Below are 23,081 nucleotides of genomic sequence, written 5' to 3'. Positions count from 1 at the left end.
TACTCTTTATTATAACTTGATTTAGGAGTGATTGGGGATTTTTATGCCTGACAAATTTTTCATGCATTATAAAGGCACACGGTCAAACCGTGTGCCTGGAAGTAATAAAATTTTATTAATTTTGGGCTGCTTCAAATTCTTTTTGACGCAGCTCGACTCTTCGAATTTTTCCAGAAGTGGTCTTTGGAAGTTCTGGTATATACTCTATTTTTCTTGGATACTTATATGGTGCTGTCAGCGTTTTGACATGCTCCTGAAGGGTTTTTGTCAATTCAGGATCAGCTTGGTTCACATTCTCTGTTAGAACGACAAAGGCTTTAACGATATTTCCACGGACTTCATCTGGACTTGCCACAACTGCACATTCTTTAACAAACGGGTGCTTAACAAGGGCATCCTCCACTTCGAATGGTCCAATCGTATAGCCGGAGCTGATAATGATATCATCGCCTCGTCCTTCAAACCAAAAATAGCCGTCTTCATCCATTTTCGCTTTATCTCCGGTGACATAATAATCACCGCGGAACTGCATGGCTGTTCTTTCTGGATCTTTATAGTAGTTTTTAAACAGGGCAGGGGTTTCGACGTGTACAGCAATATCGCCTACTTCACCGACGCCGCAAACTTGACCTTCTTCATTAATGATTTCAACGCGATTGCCAGGCGTTGGTTTGCCCATGGAACCAGGTTTCAACTCCATACCTTTTGTAACTCCAACAAGCAATGTATTTTCTGTTTGACCGTAGCCATCTCGAACATCCAAATGGAAATATTTACGGAATGTATCAATAACCTCACGATTTAGTGGTTCGCCAGCAGATACAGCACTATGAAGATTTGGCAGCTGATAGTCTGCTAAATTATCAACCTTCGCCATTAAACGATATTCAGTTGGTGTACAGCATAGTACATTGACGTCATATCTCTGAAGAAGGCTTAAATATTTTTTCGGCTCAAATTTGCCGTTGTAAACGAATCCTGTTGCCCCTGACCCTAATACCGACAGGAATGGACTCCAAATCCACTTTTGCCACCCAGGGCCGGCAGTCGCCCAAACAGTATCGCTTTCTTCTATGCAAAGCCATTTGGCTGCTGCTGTCCGTAAGTGTGCAAAAGCCCATCCATGCGTGTGAACAACCCCTTTAGGGTTGCCTGTTGTACCAGAGGTATAGGATAAGAAAGCCATATCATCACGGTTGGTTTCCGCAAGTGGAAGTTCATCTGATGCTTCTTTCATTTCAGCATCCAATCGTTTCCACCCATCCACGTCGGCCCCGATTGTAAACCTGACTAGTTTTTGTACTTCTGCAATGTCTATAAATTGATCGACATATGGAAAATAGCTAATGATTGCTTTTACATCTCCATGGGTAATACGGTACTGAAGGTCCTTTTCCCTTAGCATTTCCGAGCTTGGGATTACAACCATACCTGCTTTTAATGCAGCCAGATAGACAACGTATGCTTCAATCAGCCGCGGGACTATGACAAGAACTACATCACCTTTTTGTAATCCATTCTGGGCAAAGACATTGCCGGCTTGATTTACTTGCTTCATTAAATTTTCATATGTAATCTCTTTGGTTTCACCTGATTCATTTTCCCATTTAAGAGCTAATTTGTGTGGGTCCTTCGCAAACCGCTCAACCTCGGCTACAAGATTGTATTTCTCCGGTGCAATTAAATCTTCACGCTTCATTAATATCCCCTCCACTTGGTAACAATGTATTATATTTGATGTTATTACCTAGTCCTAATTATACGCCCTTTTCTGAAAAATAAAAAGAGAGAGCGAGAAAAAATCCCGCTCTCTGTAGCCATTATATTCTTTTTTAATTAACGAGCAAATCCGCCGCCTAATTGTGATTCAGCCATTGATACAAGACGCTTAGTGATTTCACCACCAACAGATCCGTTAGCGCGTGAAGTAGTGTCTGCACCAAGGTTTACGCCAAATTCTTGAGCGATTTCATACTTCATTTGGTCTAGAGCCTGTTGAGCTCCATTTACTAGCAATTGGTTAGAGCTGTTATTGTTAGCCATCTATACTCACCTCCTTGTGAGTATAGAATGTGTAGAACCCCTAAGCTTCATGCAAATTTAGAATTGGTAAATGTTCACAAAATATTCTTAAATACGTTTAAAATAATTCACTGAATTCCGAGTGAGGTTCACGGTCAGGTTTTATGACAAGCGTTTCAACTTCCTGTACAGCCTCTTGGATTAATGGTTCAAAATCGAAATAACTTTCGTATTGATTCACTTTTTCTCTTTTTGGCTTTGTTTTTGGTGAAGCTGGCACAAAAATAGTGCAGCAATCTTCATACGGCCGATTTGAAATTTCAAGTGTATCAATTTCACTCGCGATTTTAATAATATCCGTTTTGTCCATCGAAATCAAGGGACGTAAAATCGGTGTATTTGTCACTTCATTAATCGCATACATGCTCTCAAGTGTTTGGCTGGCAACCTGGCCAAGGCTTTCGCCAGTAATTATGGCCAACCCCTCTTGTTTTTTGCGTATTTCATCCGTAATGCGGAGCATCATTCTTCTTGTCGAAGTCATCGTATAATTTTCAGGCACCTGTTCGCGGATGGCCTGCTGAACATCAGTAAATGGCACAATATGAAGCTTTATTGAGCCGCCTGCCATCTCGGCCAGTTTTTTTGAAAGGTCAATAACTTTTTCTTTTGCTCGTTCACTAGTAAACGGCGGACTGAAAAAATGAACTGCTTCAATTTCCAGGCCCCGCTTCATTGCCATATATCCCGCTACCGGGCTATCAATTCCTCCGGAAAGCATCAACATGGCTTTTCCGCTTGATTCTGAAGGAAGTCCGCCCGCTCCCTTTATCGTTTCGCAGGACAAATAAACGGCCTCTTTACGTACCTCTACCCGTAAATTAATATCCGGATTTCGAACATCCACCTTAATCCCTGCTATGTTTGTTAATAAATGGCCGCCTATGGCATTATTGATTTCATCTGTATTCAGATCAAAGGTTTTATCTGATCTTTTGGCTGTTACCTTAAAGGTTTGCCCCTCTAAATAGAGAGACTTTACTAATGTTAAAGACGCTTCTTTAATGGACTCCATTTCCCGCTCGACCTTTATGGCCGGGCTGAAGGACTGAATCCCAAATATATTCTTTAATTTTTTGATGATTTCGATCCCGTTTTCTCCATTTAATAGGACATACATCCGGTCGCGGCTAGCTTCAATTTTGATATTTGGAAACGGGGTCAGGGCAATTCTCACACTTTTTCTAAGTTTATCAACAAACTTATTGCGATTTCGTCCCTTAGTAGATATCTCCCCGTAGCGGATTAATATACGGTCATAATTCATTTATTCATTACCCTTCCTAAATGTTTTACTGTTTTTTCTATCTCTAAGATTGCCTTCCTTGCTTCTTCTTCTGTATTGTCAAAGGAAAGGCTGATTCTTATTGCACTTTCAGCAAGTTCTTCAGGCACTCCCATTTGAAGCAAAGTATTGCTAGGTGCCTTCTTTTTTGAAGAGCATGCACTCGTGGTTGATACAAAAATGTTTTTCTGCTCAAGAGCATGAATGAACACTTCTGATTTGATCCCTTTTAAAGAAAAATTTAAAATATGCTGCGCTGAGTTTTCTATCGGAGTATTGATTTGAATCTCTTCAATTTCATTTAACTTATTTCTTAACAAGTTTTTAAGCTCAACCATGTTCTTCATTGCTTCAGCACTTTTATCCAGTGTCATCCTGAGTGCTTTTGCCATGGCAACCGCACCGGCGACATTTTCCGTACCACTGCGGATCTTCCGTTCCTGATTTCCTCCGGAAAAAAGCGGTGCTATCCTGACTCCTTCACGAATAAAAAGGGCACCAGTCCCCTTCAATCCGTGGATTTTATGAGCCGATATGGATAATAAATCTATCCTGCTTTCGTATATGTCTAAATGAACCTTGCCGATTCCCTGAACCGCATCGACGTGGAATATAACGGATGGGTGGCTTTTTAACATGTGGCCTATTTCCTTAATGGGCTGAATGGTGCCAACCTCATTATTGACCTGCATGATAGAAACCAAAATGGTATCTTTTCTAATCGAGCTTTTTACATCCTCAACAGATACACGCCCAGCCTTATCTACAGGGAGGCGGGTTATTTCAAAGCCTTCCTGCTCAAGCTGCTCCATTGCAGTTAGAACGGATGGATGTTCCACGCTTGATGTAATCAGGTGGCGCCCCCTGTTTCGGTTACCTAAAGCTGCTCCTTTAATGGCAAGATTATTGCTTTCTGTACCACCTGAGGTAAAATATAATTCGTTCGGTTTAACCCCAATAAGCTTGGCTGATTGTTCTCTTGCCTGGGAAAGAAGCTTTTCTGCCTGTCCCCCGAAACTGTGCAATGATGAGGGATTCCCAAAATATTCACTTGAAACAGTTAGAAATGAGTTTAATACTTCCTTATATGGTTTAGTCGTTGCACTATTATCAAAATAAATCATGGTTTACAACCTTCCTTTAACACCACTTTGCCGAAATAAATCTTACCATAAATTATTATTTTGAAAAAGCAAATGAAAACTAGCCGATTGGCGAGTCCGATAGGACGGTTCATGAGGCGTAGTTGAATTTATGCGTAAAGATAGTATAAAGCTTTCGACAGAAAGTTTATGCTTTCTTATTAGCCAAAGAAAAAAACCGATATGACAATCGGTTTTTCCTAATCAATAGCTACAGGTGTCTTTATTTTTTTCAATGCGTCCGGGTCGATCCCCTCGATCGTAGCAGCAGCCTGCTCTAATGCCTCTTGATAATCATAACGGCGAAAAGCCTCTTCTGCATTTCTTAATCCATTTGCAACAGAAGGATACTGACTCCGGTATCGATTCCCGTATTGGATTGCCTTCTCAGCAAGCGTAACATTTTCTATCAATTCCAAAGTAGTATTTACCAATTTATCAACTGATAGAACAGCAATCTCTAAATACTGATTAAGTGCCGCTATATTAAGAGGCTTTTCCTCGAGCTGGTATCTGACATTTTGGATGCTCTCGTTCGTATCCTCCAATAAATACCGATATTCTTCAGGCAGTCCTGGAACATTTTGTTTTTGAACAAGGCGGAAGGTTTCTCCAACCTTTTTTGCCAATTCTTTGACTTTGTCTCTTGCTTCCAGTTCGTCCTTCCTAAGGGCTTGAAGTTTAAAGACAAAGGTTTGCTGCTCCTCACGTATGAGGTCTAAGTGTTCCTTTATTTCATTTAATTCGTCACCCATGATGGACTGAGCTGTTTGGTTTTGCTTTATTTTCTCTGTTAATATTTCATAGCGTTTATAAACAGCAGCAAGCTCTCTTTCCAAATTGTTCAGTGTTTCCAAATCCTGATCAGCCAATTGGTAGGTAGCCTGTACATGAAGGACTTCCGATGCGAGATATTTATTCACTTCTTCCGCATCAGCAAGCAGACTACTGGCTGCCTGTTCATTTTTCTTCACAAAATGCTTCGCATGTACCTCTTTTTCTAAAAGGTCCAAAAGAATATCGACCCGCTGTTTTATTTCTTTATTTCCGTCCTGAGCCTGATCAACTTCGCTTTTTTCAACTAAAGCTAAATTTTCTCTGATTTTTTCCTCTAGACGCTCTATTTCTGTTTCCACATGGACATGTTCTAAATAATACCCTTGTTCCAACATTTCCCGTAAACCAGACCTTACCTCGGCCAACTGGTTTGGAATCAGCGACTGACATTCAATTAAAAGTTGCGGAATTAAATCCATATTATTCTTTATACCAGTTAGTTTATCGTGAATGAATAGGACGACTTCACGTGCCTCCAAGTAATTTCCTTGCTCTGTCTTTTCATCGAATTCATGAAATTTCCCCATGACCTCAGTTAGCGCCGCTTCCAGATGTTTCTCAGAATTGCCAAAGCTATGGCGATGCGCGAGCAAGGTTTTCTTTGTCTCTCGATACAGCTCCTTCAATTCTTCAATTTCTACACGGTTCTTTTCCTCACTGCCGACCAATTCATGAAGCTCTTCGATAATTTTGTTTACTTGATTTTCAGTTTCTTGCAATTTTTCCGTGATTTTGCTTTGAGCCTCTTTTGCTTTTTTGAATCTATAGCGGTCTATGTATTCTTCTGCATCAAACAGCATTTCTTCCAAATCCGGCAGTTTGACAGTCACAATATCGTCCCATTCATTCCGCCAGCGCTCAAAAAGCTCCTCTGTTTGTCCGGTCATATTAAGCTGTTTTACTTTAGCCATTTCATCAGGAATTGGTCTATTGAACAAATCAATTTTCCAGGCCTCGAGATGGTCCATTTCTTTAAAGTGCTTTTTCTTTATTAGATATCCTAATACAAATATCGCAAGGATAAGGATAAATAACCCTATTATATATTTCACTTGCAAGCCTCCTGTTCCGAACAGCTGTCATTCTCATCTATTTAAAAATCCGTTAATGATTAAATTCGATGCCTTAATGATACCATGTATACGACAATTTTTGACTAGTAATTTCAATTTTTTTGTAAAAGAAAAACAAAAAAAGCACTCTGCTGCATAAATTCATCAAGACAGCCAGTGCTTTAGCTTTTTTTAGATAATTTCGAGGGAACTTTTCAGCTAAGGGCTTTGATTCAAATCCTGGACTCTACTTTATAATCGCTTCTTTTTTTATTTGAATATCGGAACAAAGAGTTTTGTCAATCCATTGATAAAGATCCTTTAAATATTTTTGCTCGAAAAACTTTTCATTTGGGAAAACATACAGCACTTCTCTCATGTAATGAGTATTCATAAACGGCATCATTAAGAGACCCTTTAGCTGGATAATTAAATAAGGAATCGAATGCGGCCGAAATTCATTCCACTCAAAGCCTCTTTCAAATATCTTTTGAAGATAGTACTTTTCCTTCAACGAATAGGTGGCCATGATTTCTCTTACCATTTGCGAATCAATTGACATTTCCCTGTACACAAAGCTGGCAAGCTGAATGTTTTCCCATTGATAATGGAGCAAATCCGCTACAACACGCTTCAGACAAATTGCTGCCCCTTTTTCAATGGTGGCAAAAGAAGCTTCCATTTTATTGATGTACTGTTCAAAAAAATAGGTAAAACAATATTCCAAAAGCCCCTCTTTGTTGCCAAAGTAGTAAGCAATGGTGGCCGTATTTACTTTCGCGGCATCAGCGATATCCCTTATCGACGTACCTGAGTAGCCTTTGGAATTGAACAACAAAATAGCAGCTGTGACGACCGAATCCTTTGAACTTTTCTTCATCCCTTTTCCCCCTTTTCGAACACAAAATCCCCTAATATAATTGTTCTTTACCTTGATAAGGATTCCTTTATGAAAAAATCGACAAAGTCTGCTTTTTTTCTTTTCAATCTGCTAAAATAGACTATAAAACTTTAAGAAATAGGGGGAAAAAGGATGTTTAACGTCGAAATGTACAAAGGGACCCGTGAAGAAAATTACGAATTAGTAAAGAAGCAATTGCATGCCCTCATCCACGATGAAAAAAATCAAATTGCCAATTTGAGCAATGCTTCCGCTTTGTTAAACCAATTTTTAGACCGGATTAACTGGGTGGGCTTTTATTTGATGGAGGACGGGGAATTAGTGCTTGGACCATTTCAAGGCCTGCCTGCCTGTGTCCGTATTCCGGTTGGAAAAGGTGTATGCGGGACAGCAGTCAGGAAAGGAGAAACGCTTCGGGTCGCAGACGTGCATCAATTCCCAGGCCATATCGCCTGTGATGCTGCCTCCCAGTCAGAGATTGTCATTCCACTTGTAAAAGGTGATCAGGTTATAGGTGTCCTAGATATTGATTCACCAGAAAAAAACCGTTTTGATGAAATGGACCAAAAAAAGCTGGAGGAATTCGTCGCTATCCTAAACGAGCATTTATAAATGAAAACTCGCCAGCCGGCGAGTTTTATATTTTATCAAGCGCTTGTTCTAAATCCTCTTTCAAATCCTCCCATGCTTCTAGGCCGACAGAAAGGCGGAGTAGTGTATTATCAATTCCCATTTTCAGCCGCTCTTCTTCCGGTACGACCGCGTGAGTCATTGTCGCTGGATGTTGGATTAATGTTTCCGTATCTCCCAAACTTACCGCAATTTTAATTAATTCCAATTACAAAGTCGGGCGGTCATATTCTTTGTTCCAAAGGGTTGTATGGCTGTACATTTGGTCAATAACCGGCATGAATCACATCCGTTTCAAAACGGGCTTTCTTCATTTCCAAAATACAGGTCCCCTCCCGAATGAAACCGATTTCAATTTTCTTTAGTATATGTTTATTAAGAGAAGTCTGTTAAACACCTAATTTGGCCGAATCCAGTGTATAATAAAAATTAGCTTGACTTACCACGAATAAAAATTATATAATACTCTTTGTGTAAAATATTGCAGCCTATGAAACGACATTAGCTGTTCCATTTTGTTCCTCGCAAGAGCTTCTTGCGAAGGTGCATCGCGTAACCCTTAGCTGCTAGGGCGATGGTGCATGAAAACAAAATGGCTGTTATCGATGTTTCGTTACGGTTTTTATTTTACCAAAATAAAAACTTAAAGGAGGAGTCATTCATGGCTCGATATACCGGCCCAAGCTGGAAATTATCCCGTCGTCTTGGAATCTCTCTAAGCGGCACAGGTAAAGAATTAGAAAAGCGTCCTTACGCTCCTGGACCACATGGTCCAAACCAACGCAAAAAGCTTTCTGAATATGGATTGCAGTTACAAGAGAAGCAAAAGCTTCGTCATATGTACGGAGTTAATGAGCGTCAATTCCGCAACCTATTCGACAAAGCTGGCAAATTAGGCGGCGTTCATGGCGAAAACTTCATGGTTCTTCTTGAATCTCGTCTTGATAACGTAGTTTATCGTTTAGGTCTTGCACGCACTCGCCGTGCGGCTCGTCAGTTAGTTAACCATGGCCACATCCTAGTTGATGGCGCTCGCGTTGATATTCCATCATACCGCGTTGCTGCTGGCCAAACTATCAGCGTTCGTGAAAAATCTCGCAACCTAGATGTAATCAAAGAAGCAATCGAAGCAACTAACTTCGTTCCTGATTATTTAACTTTCGATGCTGACAAATTAGAAGGTACTTTCACTCGCTTGCCAGAGCGTTCTGAATTACCTGCTGAAATTAACGAAACTCTTATCGTCGAGTTCTATTCTCGTTAATTTGTATTTAGCATTCGTAAAGCCCCAGAATTTCAACTCTGGGGCTTTTTTGTGTTTCTGGGAATAAATAAAAACTCGCCGATTGGCGAGTCCGATAGGACGGTTCATGAGGCGTAGTTGAATTTAGGCTTTCCTATTAGATAAAAAATAGGAGTCCCAAAATCTAATTTTGAGACCCCCATTAAATACTATTGTTGAGTTAAAACTCCTACTTCCACTACATTTGAAGGTGCGGATTCATTTCCTGCAATATCAACTGCCGTTACATAGAAGCTTCCACTTCCAACATTATAGGATAGTGATGAGCCGCTGTTGATGCTGGCGATCTTCGCTCCAAAAAATCCACCCTGATAGACGCGGTAGCCGACGATATCATTGTCTGCCGGTGCGCTCCATGTGAGGGTATTGCCGGATGCGGTCAAGTTGACACTATCCGGTTTCTTGCCGTTATCGGCCATTTTAGCGCTTGAGACAAGCACATTGTCCCATCTGCCCCTATTTGGTATAAGCTGGCTGATATTTTTAAAGTCATTGCCTACCATTCTGGTGATAAAGTCTGGGTTTAAGATTGTTCCATACTGGGTAAACTCTTTTGGTGTGGAATCAAGTGCCAGATATTTTTTATCCCCTATGGTTACATAATTTCCTTCGATTAAACTATCATCGACTTTCGTAGGAGCATCTTTGGCATTGAAATAATCACTTTCAACTAAGCCTGCCTTTGAGCAAGCAGCTGACGGAAGCAGGCCAGAAACGGCACAATACGACTTTTTAACTATTCCTTCAGGCATTTGGAAACTCTCTTTTGGAGCAACTAAATCCGGTTTAATTTTATAAGCCGCATTCATCAGTTCAGCCCAAAGATTATTGGTCCGCTGACTGTATGACATTCCGCTAGTTTTTAACGATTTCTGCGTATCATATCCAGTCCAAATTCCAAGTGTTACATTCGGGTTGAAGGCAACAAACCACGAATCAAAATAATTGTTACCAGTACCGGTTTTGCCTGCCCAATCAGAGCTGAAATTCAGTTTGCTTTTTACACCTGCTGCTGTTCCACTATTAATGACATCCCGCATCATATCTAAGGTCAGATAAGCAGTCTGCGGTTTAAAGACATCAACAGGCTTTACTTCATGCTGATAAATAATCTTTCCGTTCTTGTCGACAATTTTATCGATCAGATAAGCATCGATAAATTTCCCGCCATTGGCAAAGGTACTGAAGGCATTTGTATTTTCTTCAACAGTCACGCCGTTATCCATGGACCCTATTGAGGTAGCCAGATTCGTGTAATCCCCTTTTGTTAGCGAGGTAAAGCCCATCTTTTCCAGATATTGTGCTGGACGCTGGTCCACGATTTCAGAGTATAGCTTTACAGCCGGCACGTTATAGGATTTGGCCAAAGCATACCGTGCTGATACTAATCCGCTATATCTTTTGTCGTAGTTATGAGGCCATGGTGTACTTTTGCTTTTATCCAGTCTCAGTTCGACATCCGGAAGCGGGGTTCCGGGCGCCGCTTTTCCGAGCTCAATAGCCGGCCCGTAGACGAGCAGCGGCTTCATCGTCGAACCGTTCTGGCGGACTGCACTGGTAGCGTGATTGAGCTGCTGTTTATTATAATCTCTGCCGCCAACAAAGCTGATGATTTTGCCGGTACTATTTTCGATCAGTTCTGCACCGACCTCAACAGGTTCCATTACGGTTTTCTTTTCACCAGTTTCCGGGTCTTCTTTTTCCTCCGGTTTATCTGGTCCATAATATTTGTAGTTATCTTTTACCACCTGCATTGCATCATAGATATCTTTGTTTATGGTTGTATGAATTTGATAGCCATCTTGCCGCAGGTCATGGCTGGCCATCGTCTTATACTTATAATAAAGGTTTTCATCTTGTTTTAGATCTTTTTCGGTATGGCCATCTTTCTTAGCCAATACCGTTGTCAGAACATCAATGGCCCGCTTCTCGATTTCGAATGTCAGCCAAGGATAGTTATCAAGAGGATTCGGTACTGGTGGAGTAAAATCCTTTGTAATGTCATAGGCAGATGCTTCTGCGTATTGCTTTTCATTAATGTATCCGCCATCGTACATTCTTTTTAAAACTGTTTTCATTCTTGTTATGCCAGGCTCAAGATTATTCTTCACTGTGCCTTCCCGTGTGAATGGGGTATAGCCAAACGGACTTTGCGGCAGTCCGGCAATAAAGGCAGCCTCCGGCAGTGTAAGCTCGCTTGCATTTTTTCCAAAAATCCCTTTTGCAGCGGCCTGTACTCCGGCAATGTTCTGCCCTGATGAATTTCTACCAAGAGTCGCCATATTTAAATACGCTTCAAGAATTTCTTTTTTATTGAAAAATTTCTCCAAACGAAGGGCCAGCAAAATTTCATTTGCTTTTCTTTGGAAGGAAACCTCATTGGTTAGAATTTGGTTTTTAATTAATTGCTGTGTCAGCGTGCTCCCACCTGATTGGATAGGAGAATTGGTTACTTCCTGAAAAAGGGCACGAAAAACGGCCTTAGGGACGACCCCATTGTGCTTGTAAAAATATTCGTCCTCCGTAGCAATTACAGCATTGATCACGTAATCGGAAACCTGCTCCAATTTAACCTCATCACGGACCAGGTCCGACCGCAGTGTTCCAAGATAAACATTATCAGCAAAATATAAGTCCGATGTATCTGTATAATTGTAAATATCTTTTTTCATACTTTCGTATGAACGTACGGGCTCATCCTTGACGAGCGAGGCAAAATAACCTGCGCCAACACCTGTTGCAAAAGCCCCTCCAAGGACCACAACCGTTAATAAAAGCAGAAACAGGTTCCAGAACACCTGATACGTAATCCTGGCACCTTTGACGGTTTTTTTATGAGTAATATAACTAAGGAGGGAATCAGCTTTTTCCTTCCAAATTTGCCACTTTTCTTTCATAGCATCACCTCTAATAAAATCACATCCATTATAGCATATCGGTGGTATAAAATTTGACAAGCTTCTACATTTTTCTGAAATTTCGATTTTACCGTTTGACTTTATCTTTAATATATGTTAAAAAATCATTAAGCATTTTTTTATAATAACAAGCTTTGAAGGGAATCAACTGTAGTTCTTCTATCCCTGTAATTAGAGAGGCAGCGGCCGGTGAAAGTTGCCACATATAGAAGAGTGAATTACATCCTGGAGCTTTCTCTGTGAAGAAACAGTAGCGGAGAACGGTTCAAACCGTTATTTTATCAAGTTGGAGGAATTTCCTCAAGCTGGGTGGTACCGCGTATATTTTACGTCCCTGCATAATTGCAGGGGCGTTTTTATTTTTTATTGGAGGTTTTGTGTAATGAACTTATTAGAGGATTTGAAATGGCGGGGCATTATTTATCAGCAAACAGATGAAGAAGGGTTGCAGAATCTTTTAGATAACGAAAAAATTTCGCTCTATTGCGGAACGGACCCAACTGCTGACAGTCTGCATATCGGCCACTTGGTGCCATTTTTAACACTAAGAAGATTCCAGCAGCATGGACACCGGCCGCTAGTATTGGTCGGGGGCGCAACTGGCTTAATTGGCGACCCGAGCGGCAAAAGCGAAGAGCGAAAACTACAAACAATCGAAGCGGTTCAGAAAAACGTTGAGGGTATTAAAAAGCAATTAGCGGCGATTTTTGAGTTTGAAGGGGAAAATGGCGCGGTTATGGTCAACAACTACGACTGGACAAAGCCCATGAGCGTCATTGCCTTCCTGCGTGATATCGGTAAGCATATCGGTGTCAACTACCTGCTTGCAAAGGATACGATTGCCTCCCGGCTTGAAACAGGGATATCGTTTACTGAGTTCACCTACACGATTTTACAGGCGATGGATTTCAACCATTTATATGATCATTATAATTGCAAATTGCAGGTTGGCGGCAGCGACCAGTGGGGGAACATTACCTCAGGTCTTGAGCTAATTCGAAAAATGCACGATGAAGAGACGAAAGCCTTTGGGCTGACGATTCCGCTTGTAACCAAATCCGATGGTACCAAGTTTGGAAAATCAGAAGGCGGCGCTGTCTGGCTTGATCCGGAAAGAACCACTCCTTACGAGTTCTACCAGTTCTGGATTAACACAGCCGATGCTGATGTGGTGAAATACTTGAAACTGTTTACTTACCTTTCTCGAGAGGAAATTGAACAATTGGAAGCCAGTGTCCAGGAAGAGCCGCATCTCCGTAAAGCCCAAAAGACACTGGCGGAAGAGATGACACGCCTGATTCACGGAGAGGATGCACTAATGCAGGCCATCAAGATTTCCGAAGCATTATTTAGCGGGGACGTTCGCAGTTTAACGGCTGCCGAAATCAAGCAGGGCTTTAAAGATGTTCCGTCTTACGCGCTGCAAAATGAAGAGGAAAATAACTTAGTTGAACTTTTAGTAGCTGCCAAGATATCTCCTTCGAAGCGTCAGGCTCGTGAAGATATTACAAACGGTGCCATTGCCATTAATGGGGAAAAGGTAACCGATACAGCTTACTCTTTGCTGGAAACTGACAAAATTGAAGGCCAGTTTACTATTGTACGAAGAGGAAAAAAGAAGTATACGTTAATTAAGTATTAATTGCTTTAAAGGGGCTTTGGGACTGCAACCCAAAGTCCTTTCTATATGTAACAGCTTTTTTCTTTTAATCGTCAAATATATATAAAGAAATTTGGAGGTGAAAGTAGTGAGAGTTTTAGTACACGCTGTTTTTATCCTTCTCATTGGCTTGGTAACGTTTTTTGGCCTTGGACCGGTTCTTATGGCAGATGGAAGCATGCAGGAAAGATTGGTTACGGGAGTAATTGTTTTGGTAATCTATCTAATCTTGGGATTTGGCTATCGAAAGGGAATTGGCTGGGCCGAGCGCAAACGGAAATAGCATATAAAGAGGCCGCCCAAAATTTATTGGAGTCGGCCTCTTTTGTATTTTCAAAAGTTAATCTTCCATTGTCGATAAATCACCTGTCGGCAGGTTTAACTCCCATGCTTTCAGAACACGTCTCATGATCTTACCGCTTCGTGTTTTTGGCAGCTTGTCGCGGAAATCAATTTCACGAGGTGCGGCGTGTGCTGCCAGACCTTTTTTGACGAACTGTCTGATTTCCTCTTTAAGCTCTTCAGTTGCCACATAACCATCCCTTAACGCGATGAAGGCTTTAATAATTTCCCCGCGCACCGGATCCGGTTTTCCGATAACTCCTGCTTCAGCAACAGCTGGGTGTTCAACAAGCTTGCTTTCCACTTCAAACGGGCCAACTCGCTCTCCAGATGTCATGATGACATCATCGACGCGGCCTTGGAACCAGAAGTAGCCATCCTCATCCATGTACGCAGAGTCTCCGGAGACGTACCAGTCACCCGGCATGAAATACGACTCGTATTTCTCAGGATTGTTCCAGATCGTATGCATCATCGAAGGCCAGCCTTTTTTAATTGCAAGGTTCCCCATTCTGTATGGAGGAAGCTCGTTACCTTGATTATCAACAATCGCCGCCTCAACGCCAGGGATTGGCTTACCCATCGAACCAGGCTTGATTTCCATGCAAGGATAGTTACTAATTAACTGAGCACCGGTTTCAGTCATCCACCAGTTATCATGGATTCTCTTATTGAATACCTTGGCACCCCATTTTACCACCTCTGGGTTTAATGGCTCACCTACACTCAAGACATGACGAAGGCTGCTTAAATTAAATTTCTTAACCAGCTCGTCCCCCGCTCCCATCAGCATCCGGAATGCTGTTGGTGCACTGTACCAAACCGTAACACCAAAGTCTTCAATCATTTGATACCAGGATTCTGGGCTGAAACGTCCGCCGACAATAACATTCGAAGTACCAGTCAGCCATGGTCCAAAGATACCGTAGGAAGTTCCTGTCACCCAGCCTGGGTCTGCTGTACACCAGTAAACATCATCCTCTTTTAAATCAAGAACCCATTTAGCTGTTTGATAATGCTGAATCATCGCATTATGTACATGCAGTACGCCCTTTGGCTTTCCAGTGGATCCAGATGTGTAATGGAGGATTAATCCATCTGTCCGCTCAACCCACTCAATCTTCAGATCTTTGCTGGCACTCTCAAATTTTTCTAAAAAGTTAATGCAATTCCCTTGTTCCTCCACATTTTTTCCAACGAGGAAAATATGCTTTAATGCTGGTAAATCCTGAACAGGTACACGGCTTAACAATTCTGGAGTGGTTACCAATACTTTTGCTTCACTGTCTTGCAGACGGTCCCTGACAGCCCCTTCCATGAAAGCTTCAAACAATGGACCAACAATCGCACCAAGCTTAATTGCTCCTAAAACAGTAAAGTAAAGTTCTGGAGAACGCGGCATGAAAATAAAGACACGGTCGCCTTTTTCGACATCGCCGTAATTTTTCAGCACATTCCCAGCCTTATTGGAAAGCTCCTTCATTTCCTTAAAGGTATATTTTTCATTTCTCGAAGCATCACGATAGTATAATGCCACCTTATTTTTTCTGAACGTACCCGCGTGGCGGTCAATCGCCTCGTAAGCCATATTAACAAGGCCTGTTTCACTCCAAGAGAATTCCTTTTCTGTATATTTCCAGTCAAAATTCTTATATGTTTCTTCATAGTTTCGCAAATTGAAATTCCCTTGGACTACTGGCAGCGCTTCCACTTTCATTCCTATCTCCCCCTCTGAAGTATTTGAGATAATTATAGTACAAATAATAACTATTCACAATTTTAAAAAAACATTTTTTTAAAAAAATATAAACCTAGTGTTTAATTTTTCGAAAATTTAGTGAAAAATCTTTAAAGATAAAAATTTCATGTATAATAGAATTGAAATACCTAGATTTTTTCCAGGGGTGACCAAATGGAGCACAAAAAAACCTATAATGCTAAGGAATTAAAAACTCCTCACGGAAAATTAATTATTGAAGGCCCTGTCACTGCAGAAAAATTAGCAGGCTATGATTTTCACGAAGACCTTGTTGCGTTTCGCCCCCCTGCCCAGCAGCACGAGGCATTAATCGGGATCGCCGATTTACCGGAAGGAAGAATTATTATTGCCCGGCATCAAAATACAATCGTCGGTTATGTTACCTATTTATACCCGGACCCTCTCGAACGCTGGTCGGAAGGAAAGATGGATAATTTAATAGAATTGGGTGCAATCGAGGTGATCCCTCAATTTAGAGGCTGTGCCGTTGGTAAAAACCTCCTGATTGTTTCGATGATGGATGATGCCATGGAAAACTATATTATTATCACAACAGAGTATTATTGGCATTGGGATTTAAAAGGAACCAAACTCAATGTTTGGGAATATCGAAAGATCATGGAGAAAATGATGAATGCCGGCGGTTTGGAATGGTATGCGACTGATGACCCGGAGATCTGCTCCCACCCAGCCAACTGTTTGATGGCCAAAATCGGCAAACGAATCGATAACGAATCCGTCCAACGATTTGACCGGCTGCGTTTTATGAATCGGTTTATGTACTAACGAGGAAACATTCTAGAATTTTAGAGAATTGGGGGAAATCCTATGATCGTGGAAGAAATTATGCAATCGGATGTAGCTGCCCTCTCTCCCACTGATACCATTGCAGACGCCATGGCATTAATGGAATTAAGGAAAATTCGCCACATCCCAATTATTGATAAAGATGGGCACCTGGTTGGTCTTGTTACCGTTGCTAAAATAAGAGAGGCTACACCGTCCATTTTCCATGCAAATGAACACCCGGAAATTTTGAAAAAACCCCTAGATACGATAATGGAAAAAAACGTCATCACAAGCCATCCCCTGGATTTTGTTGAAGAGACCGCCGCTCTTTTCTATGAACATAAAATAAGCTGCCTTCCGGTCATCAATAATCGAAAATTAGTGGGAATTGTGACAGAAACGGATTTATTAAGAACAATGATTGAGTTAACAGGTGTTCACCAGCCTGGCTCGCAAATTGAAATAAAAGTGCCGAATATCTCCGGAATTCTCAGTGAAATCGCAGAAATTATCCGAAAACGGAAGGCAAACATCTTAAGTGTACTCGTTTACCCAGATAAACAGGATGAACAATATAAAATACTTGTTATCAGAGTTCAATTAATGAACCCTACCGGATTGATTCAAGACCTTAAAGAAGCTGGCCACCAGGTGTTATGGCCAAATTTGCCGGGGATGTCTATATGAATGATCGCTGTTCCTTTATTTACTCAGAAGACCTTCTGAATTATCGATTCAACAGCCATCATCCTTTCAATCAATTCCGGCTTAAACTCACAGTAGATTTATTAAATAGAATAAATGCCTTAGACCCCAATCAGATTGTTAAGCCAAGAATGGCGACAGAAGAGGAATTAACTTTAATCCATGACCCAAGCTACGTAGAAGCAGTAAAAAAGGCCGGCCAGGGGCTTCTTCCGAAAGAAATAGCTGAAAACTATGGTTTAGGTACTGAAGATACCCCTATTTTCCCTAATATGCATGAGGCTAGTTCTTTGATGGTAGGGGGTACCTTAACGGCTGTCGATGAGGTAATGACCGGAAAAACACTTCATGCCCTGCACCTTGGCGGCGGTCTGCATCACGGATTTCGTGGGAAAGCCTCCGGATTTTGTATTTACAATGATAGTTCTGTTGCGATTAAATATATCCAGCAAAAATATAATGCCCGCGTTTTATACGTAGATACAGACGCCCATCATGGTGACGGAGTTCAATGGTCCTTTTACGATGACCCAAATGTCTGTACACTTTCGATTCATGAGACAGGCCGATATCTATTTCCGGGTACGGGCAATATTAACGAAAGAGGACAGGGAGCGGGATACGGCTATTCATTCAACATCCCTGTTGATGCCTTTACAGAAGATGATTCGTGGCTGCATGCCTATAAAAACGCAATCAGGGATGTGGCCGAGTTTTTTAAGCCTGATGTCATCCTTACGCAAAACGGAGCAGACTCGCATTATTATGACCCATTAACCCATTTGTCGGCAACGATGAAAATATATCGGGAAATCCCAAGGCTTGCCCATGAAATTGCGCATCAATATTGCGGCGGCAAATGGATTGCCGTGGGCGGCGGCGGATATGATATTTGGCGTGTTGTCCCAAGGGCTTGGGCATTTATTTGGATGGAGATGACAGAAAATCCTAATTGTTTTGGAGGTTTGCCGGAAGACTGGATTGAACAGTGGCAAAAGGAGTCCCCGGTGACACTGCCAAGGGAGTGGGATGATTCTGAGGGTATTTATCCTCCAATCCCAAGAAAAGCAGAAATAACGGAAAAGAACTTAATCACACTTGAAAAAGCACTATATCCAATTCGTAATCATCAAAAAAGTGAATCTAGATAATGAAAGTAGCGGCTCTTTAGCCGCCTCAGGCTATCGAAAAACTTCCGATAGCCTTTTATTTTACTCGATTTACCACGTTGATTTATTTATAAAAATATTAATACAAAGCCTTTTTAACATGTTTGTTGATTTGCGCCCCAGGCGCTTCGATTTCCGCGAGGTTCGGACACTTCCTCCTCTTTTCCAATCGATTTTGTCCGAAGGCTGCGCAGGTTAGGGCATTTCCTGTATGGAATGTCCTCATAAAGCAGCACACTTACCAGGAGGAGAAAATGTGTGTTGCAATACTTTAGGATATTTGACTCCCAGTTGATTGTAGCGGAGGGCACTCGACTCCTGCGGGATAGAGAGGTCACTGGAGACCCCGCAGGCGCTTCCAGCGCCGAGGAGGCTCTAGGACCTCCCCGCAGGAAAGCGAGTGCCCGGAGCGGCAATTAACAGGCCCGTTAGCAGGGTTTAGACAAAATAAAAAAGGCGGATATTTAACCGCCTTTTTTACTATTCTCTTGTAGATTGCCGATGTTCAATACGATGTGGAAGAACCACTTTTTGTTCACTTACTTTTTCTTTGTTCATTAATTTGGTTAACAAGCGCATTGCAACAGCCCCAATATCATAAAGAGGTTGAACAATTGTCGTAAGCTGCGGACGGACCATCAGCGACAGTCTCGTATTGTCAGAAGTAATAACCTCAAAATCCTCTGGAATACTGTAGCCCTTATCCTCAGCACCATGGACGACGCCAAGTGCCATTTCATCCGCACCAACCAAAATGGCAGTGGGTTTTTCAGATAGTTCCAGCATTTTTTCAAAAGCTTCAATACCAGAATCGTACGTATAATCTCCTTCAATAATTAACTCTTCATTAAATGGAATATTTGCATCTTCCAAGGCTCTCTTATAGCCATTCAGCTTTTTAACGGTGATATCCGGTTCATATAGCGGTCCAATTACAAAAGCAATATCTTTATGCCCTCTGCCGATAAACTCTTTCACACAATCGTAGGCAGCCTGTTCATAATCAATGTTAACAGATGGAATTTTTTCAGATTCTTCGATAGATCCCGCTAGTACGACTGGAACTGGTGACCTTTCAAACTCATCTACATGATCAGGTGTAATATGTCCTCCCATAAAGACAATCCCGTCTACCTGTTTACCTAACATTGTGTTAAATAAATGTAATTCCTTATCTTTGTTTTGATCTGAATTACTTAAAATAATGTTGTATTTATACATGGTGGCAATATCTTCAATCCCGCGAGCCAGCTCTGCAAAGAAGATGTTGGAAATATCAGGAATGATCACTCCGACTGTCGTTGTTTTTTTACTTGCCAATCCCCTGGCAACCGCATTTGGACGGTACCCTAATCTCTCGATTACTTCCTGGACCTTTTTCCGGGTAACCGGTTTAACATTTGGATTCCCGTTAACAACGCGGGATACTGTTGCCATGGAAACATTCGCTTCACGGGCTACGTCATAAATTGTAATATTATTCACTTGTAACACTCTCCTAAAACGTACATTGTTTTCTTTATTTTATAGCATTTAGCTAAAATCTAGTCATAATTGCTTATGTGATAAAGTAAACAATCTTTAAGTATGTATTTATGATACGACAAGAAGAAAAAAGCCGCAATTATATTGTCAATATTTTTTTAAAAGCAGGAAAAAACCTCCTGCTATCATGGCAGAAGGTTCTTGTTCATTATACTCTTACAAAGTTGGATGCAAGGAGTTCATTGTAGAAGTGATCAAATTGCTCAAGGTTCATTTGCTGTTGCGCATCAGAAAGTGCTACAGCCGGGTCTGGGTGTACTTCAGCCATAACGCCGTCTGCCCCAATCGCAATTGCAGCCTTCGCGCATGGAAGCAGTAAATCTCTTCTTCCAGTTGAGTGGGTAACATCCACCATAACTGGTAAATGTGTTTCTTGCTTTAAGATAGGAACAGCAGAAATGTCTAAGGTATTTCTAGTTGCCTTTTCGTAGGTCCGAATTCCACGCTCGCAAAGGATAATTTGTCCATTTCCTTGCGCCATGATATATTCGGCAGCATTGATGAATTCCTCGATGGTTGCAGCTAACCCTCTCTTTAATAGAACTGGTTTATTCACTGCACCAGCAGCCTTTAATAATTCGAAGTTTTGCATATTACGTGCACCAATTTGGATGACATCGATGTAATCAATAGCCATTTCAATATCGGCAGGACTGACAATTTCACTAATGACAGCCATATCAAATTCATTTGCAACACGTTTTAATATTTTCAGTCCTTCTACACCTAATCCTTGGAAATCATATGGTGACGTTCTTGGCTTGTAAGCACCACCGCGCAAAAGCTTTAAGCCTTTTTCCTTCATAGCTTTTGCAACAGTCGCCACCTGCTCATAGGATTCAACCGCACATGGACCAAAGACAAAATGCTGCTTGCCATCGCCAATTTTTTCGCCTTTTAAGTCTACAATTGTATTTTCTGGCTGTTTCTTTCTAGAAACTAACAAAGCTTTCTTATGGTCGTCCTTTTGGAGGTCAAGCCCCGCTTTGAAAATTTCCTTAAACAGGTGATCAATTGTTGAATTTTCAAATGGACCATCATTATTATCTTTAATTTTATCGAGCATCATTCTTTCACGGACTGGATCGAAGCGGAAAACGCCTTGACTTCCTTTAACCTGCCCGATCTCTTGGACGAGTCGAGCTCTTTCATTTATTAACCTCAACAATTCCAAGTTTAACTCGTCTACACGGTCTCTTAACTGATCCAATTCATTATTGCCCATCTTTTCGTCCCCGTCCTTTCTTTTGTCGGCATTTATTCCTAAGTAAAGTTATCTTTTTTAAATAGGATTAAGTTTACTGCCTCACAATCAAAGATTTTTAAAAATTATAAACTTTTTTATAATTAGGGTTTATTATAGCCGAAATAAATTTCTTTGTCATCACTTTTTTCTTTAATGATTAAACGCTTTTAAGCTTTTATGCATTAAAGTATTTTTTGATATATATTAAAGTAATATATGTGTTTTTTGAAAAAAGGTGACTGTTTTGTGGCAACATGGAACTATTTTTTATTCCTGCACGGGAATAGCTTGTGCCAAAGAACGATTTGTTATTTTCCAGTGTGAAGCACTCCACGATGGTTTCCCATTAGCAAAAAGAATGGCTTGTGGAGATTCGTGCTTAATTTGAAATTGTTCAGCGATTTCGTTTGATAATGGGCGGGAATCTTGGACTGCCAAATAGTAAGTTGGGATATTTTCATGTTCATTCGAAAATTTCTCGTATTCATTGTAGGCTGCTTGGCTGATTGGGCAAGTTAAGCTGTGCTTTAATAGATAAAATGAATTTTCTTTATTTAGTAATTCCGTAAACTCTTCAATTGAATCAATTTTTTTCAGCATAATTTTACCTCCAGAAAGTAATAAACGGTGAAGTAATTTTAACACTTCACCGTAATGTTTCACAAACAGTATGACTTACATTCCCTTTAAATCCTAACCCTGCTTTCTTCTTCCTCTAGTGCTTTTTGAGCTTCCTCTAATTTTTTTCGAATTTCATCGCTATTTGCAGAAGCTTTTGTTGATGCCGTTTTTTCGTTTAAACCTTTAATCGAAATATAGGTGGTTTCGGAATCCTCATGCTGCTCAAATGTGCTATCTGATTTCCCTTTCACTTTATTCACTAGATTAGAGGATTGCTGGGCAAGCCCCTGGGTAAGTGAGATGGTTTTGGACTTTACATTTTCCCTTAGCGGTGAAGACTTTTCAAGAAGAGATCCCGTTTGGTCAGAAAGTGTGTGGCGAAATTCCTGTCCCTTTTTTGTACCTAAGAGCAGCGCCGCTGCCGCACCCGCCAGACCGCCAACGATAACGCCCAGCAGAAAACTGCTGCCGCCAGATTCGTCGCTTCGAACTTGATTGGTTTCACGTGATTCATACTCTCTTTTTGTCATAATCCCTTCACTCCTCCTTTTTAATGTGAACGTTCCTTTTGCCTTTCATAAATGGTTTCTTCATTTTTGGCTTCCTTACGAGCCTGCCACATGTCTTTTAATTCAAAAAATACATTACTCCACTGAATAATTTGCGAAACTTTTTCTTTGCTCTCTTCTACTTGCTCGTCAATTGTATTCGTAATATTCTTTAATGTTCCGTTAAATTTCCTGACTGAGGTTCCAACCTCTTTAACAGAATCGACGACACTATTTAAGCGCACAGATTTATCTTTCAAATCTTCGGCAAGGGCATTTGTTTTTTGTAAGAGCTGAGTTGTTTCACTTGTTACACCTTCAACCTGTTTTTCCAGTCCCTTTAAAGTGTCCGAAACACTCGTAAGGGTAATTTTCAGGGATTTAAGTGTCGCTGATAAATAGAAAACCAGCACTAAAAAAGCTACTGAAATCAAGGCCACGCTTATGTATAAAATCAAAATCATAGTAAAACCTCCGATATATCCTATTAATTATGTATTGCCGTTCAAACTCTGGTTTAAACCTCGTTCATATCTTATACTACTTC

20 protein-coding genes, 1 pseudogene and 1 other annotated feature are annotated in these 23,081 nt (G+C 41.0%); of the genes and pseudogenes, 7 read left to right on the top strand and 14 right to left on the bottom strand.

The features are described 5' to 3' along the window. Nucleotides 1-115: 115 nt before the first annotated feature. The 6 genes from mbcS to refZ all read right to left on the bottom strand — a co-directional run bounded on the left by mbcS (nt 116) and on the right by refZ (nt 7,278). The gene (mbcS, locus tag KHA99_RS23335; protein WP_213119895.1) at nt 116-1,699 is read right to left on the bottom strand and encodes an acyl-CoA synthetase MbcS; all 1,584 of its coding nucleotides are present in this window, start codon (nt 1,697-1,699) and stop codon (nt 116-118) included. A gap of 137 nt (nt 1,700-1,836) precedes the next feature. Continuing rightward, complete coding sequence (locus tag KHA99_RS23330) at nt 1,837-2,043, bottom strand: alpha/beta-type small acid-soluble spore protein (RefSeq protein WP_213119894.1); 207 nt, start codon at nt 2,041-2,043, stop codon at nt 1,837-1,839. Nucleotides 2,044-2,140: 97 nt separating this feature from the next. Continuing rightward, nucleotides 2,141-3,349 (bottom strand): tRNA uracil 4-sulfurtransferase ThiI, encoded by a 1,209-nt coding sequence (thiI, locus tag KHA99_RS23325; protein WP_213119893.1) that lies wholly within the window; start codon nt 3,347-3,349, stop codon nt 2,141-2,143. Then, a complete protein-coding gene (locus KHA99_RS23320) occupies nt 3,346-4,491 on the bottom strand; it encodes a cysteine desulfurase family protein (RefSeq protein ID WP_213119892.1) in 1,146 nt (381 codons plus the stop codon). The genes thiI and KHA99_RS23320 overlap by 4 nt, the downstream gene beginning before the upstream one ends. 218 nt (nt 4,492-4,709) lie before the next feature. Continuing rightward, on the bottom strand, nt 4,710-6,398 hold the full coding sequence (gene ezrA, locus KHA99_RS23315; RefSeq protein WP_213119891.1) for a septation ring formation regulator EzrA: 1,689 nt from the start codon (nt 6,396-6,398) through the stop codon (nt 4,710-4,712). Between the two features lie 247 nt (nt 6,399-6,645). Continuing rightward, entirely contained in the window at nt 6,646-7,278 is a 633-nt protein-coding gene (gene refZ / locus KHA99_RS23310; protein ID WP_213119890.1) for a forespore capture DNA-binding protein RefZ, read from the bottom strand. Between the two features lie 153 nt (nt 7,279-7,431). On the opposite strand from refZ, the gene msrC reads away from it, so the two are divergent. Further along, complete coding sequence (gene msrC, locus KHA99_RS23305; RefSeq protein WP_213119889.1) at nt 7,432-7,911, top strand: free L-methionine (R)-S-oxide reductase MsrC; 480 nt, start codon at nt 7,432-7,434, stop codon at nt 7,909-7,911. Nucleotides 7,912-7,936: 25 nt separating this feature from the next. Here msrC and KHA99_RS23300 read toward each other — a convergent pair. After that, a pseudogene (locus KHA99_RS23300) lies at nt 7,937-8,137 on the bottom strand (PLP-dependent transferase); the annotation flags it as partial. A 453-nt stretch (nt 8,138-8,590) separates the two neighbouring features. Between KHA99_RS23300 and rpsD the strand changes: the two are divergent. Continuing rightward, nucleotides 8,591-9,193 (top strand): 30S ribosomal protein S4, encoded by a 603-nt coding sequence (rpsD, locus tag KHA99_RS23295; protein WP_213119888.1) that lies wholly within the window; start codon nt 8,591-8,593, stop codon nt 9,191-9,193. A 188-nt stretch (nt 9,194-9,381) separates the two neighbouring features. Here rpsD and KHA99_RS23290 read toward each other — a convergent pair whose 3' ends face one another. Next, nucleotides 9,382-12,129 (bottom strand): transglycosylase domain-containing protein, encoded by a 2,748-nt coding sequence (locus KHA99_RS23290; RefSeq protein WP_213119887.1) that lies wholly within the window; start codon nt 12,127-12,129, stop codon nt 9,382-9,384. Between the two features lie 146 nt (nt 12,130-12,275). Further along, nucleotides 12,276-12,489 (top strand) — a binding site (T-box leader). A gap of 43 nt (nt 12,490-12,532) precedes the next feature. Between KHA99_RS23290 and tyrS the strand changes: the two genes are divergently transcribed. Together tyrS and KHA99_RS23280 are read left to right on the top strand one after the other, a co-directional pair. Next, entirely contained in the window at nt 12,533-13,792 is a 1,260-nt protein-coding gene (gene tyrS / locus KHA99_RS23285; protein ID WP_213119886.1) for a tyrosine--tRNA ligase, read from the top strand. 106 nt (nt 13,793-13,898) lie between these two features. Continuing rightward, nucleotides 13,899-14,093 (top strand): DUF6954 family protein, encoded by a 195-nt coding sequence (locus tag KHA99_RS23280; protein WP_213119885.1) that lies wholly within the window; start codon nt 13,899-13,901, stop codon nt 14,091-14,093. Nucleotides 14,094-14,150: 57 nt separating this feature from the next. Here the strand turns inward: KHA99_RS23280 and acsA are convergent, their stop codons facing one another. Next, on the bottom strand, nt 14,151-15,869 hold the full coding sequence (gene acsA / locus KHA99_RS23275) for an acetate--CoA ligase (RefSeq protein WP_213119884.1): 1,719 nt from the start codon (nt 15,867-15,869) through the stop codon (nt 14,151-14,153). Nucleotides 15,870-16,064: 195 nt separating this feature from the next. Here acsA and KHA99_RS23270 point away from each other — a divergent pair, with 195 nt between their 5' ends. From KHA99_RS23270 to KHA99_RS23260, 3 genes are read left to right on the top strand one after another with little or no spacing between them, the layout of a single operon-like run. Continuing rightward, on the top strand, nt 16,065-16,697 hold the full coding sequence (locus KHA99_RS23270) for a GNAT family N-acetyltransferase (RefSeq protein ID WP_213119883.1): 633 nt from the start codon (nt 16,065-16,067) through the stop codon (nt 16,695-16,697). Between the two features lie 42 nt (nt 16,698-16,739). Further along, a complete protein-coding gene (locus KHA99_RS23265; protein WP_213119882.1) occupies nt 16,740-17,387 on the top strand; it encodes an acetoin utilization AcuB family protein in 648 nt (215 codons plus the stop codon). Then, nucleotides 17,384-18,556, top strand: a complete 1,173-nt coding sequence (locus KHA99_RS23260; RefSeq protein ID WP_213119881.1) for an acetoin utilization protein AcuC — start codon at nt 17,384-17,386, stop codon at nt 18,554-18,556. The genes KHA99_RS23265 and KHA99_RS23260 overlap by 4 nt, the downstream gene beginning before the upstream one ends. Nucleotides 18,557-19,054: 498 nt before the next feature. Here the strand turns inward: KHA99_RS23260 and ccpA are convergent, their stop codons facing one another. The 5 genes from ccpA to KHA99_RS23235 all read right to left on the bottom strand — a co-directional run bounded on the left by ccpA (nt 19,055) and on the right by KHA99_RS23235 (nt 22,998). Further along, entirely contained in the window at nt 19,055-20,059 is a 1,005-nt protein-coding gene (ccpA, locus tag KHA99_RS23255; protein WP_213119880.1) for a catabolite control protein A, read from the bottom strand. Nucleotides 20,060-20,267: 208 nt separating this feature from the next. After that, complete coding sequence (locus tag KHA99_RS23250) at nt 20,268-21,344, bottom strand: bifunctional 3-deoxy-7-phosphoheptulonate synthase/chorismate mutase (protein WP_213119879.1); 1,077 nt, start codon at nt 21,342-21,344, stop codon at nt 20,268-20,270. A gap of 288 nt (nt 21,345-21,632) precedes the next feature. Then, on the bottom strand, nt 21,633-21,965 hold the full coding sequence (gene ytxJ, locus KHA99_RS23245; RefSeq protein ID WP_213119878.1) for a bacillithiol system redox-active protein YtxJ: 333 nt from the start codon (nt 21,963-21,965) through the stop codon (nt 21,633-21,635). Nucleotides 21,966-22,051: 86 nt separating this feature from the next. Next, the gene (locus tag KHA99_RS23240; protein ID WP_213119877.1) at nt 22,052-22,516 is read right to left on the bottom strand and encodes a YtxH domain-containing protein; all 465 of its coding nucleotides are present in this window, start codon (nt 22,514-22,516) and stop codon (nt 22,052-22,054) included. Nucleotides 22,517-22,536: 20 nt separating this feature from the next. Next, nucleotides 22,537-22,998 (bottom strand): DUF948 domain-containing protein, encoded by a 462-nt coding sequence (locus KHA99_RS23235; protein WP_213119876.1) that lies wholly within the window; start codon nt 22,996-22,998, stop codon nt 22,537-22,539. Between the last annotated feature and the right edge of the window lie 83 nt (nt 22,999-23,081).

Origin of the sequence: Neobacillus rhizophilus (assembly GCF_018343535.1) — a bacterium.
Taxonomy (GTDB): Bacteria; Bacillota; Bacilli; order Bacillales; family Cytobacillaceae; genus Neobacillus; species Neobacillus rhizophilus.
The sequence above is the reverse complement of the archived record's forward strand: the minus strand, read 5'-3'. Positions and strand labels throughout refer to the sequence as shown.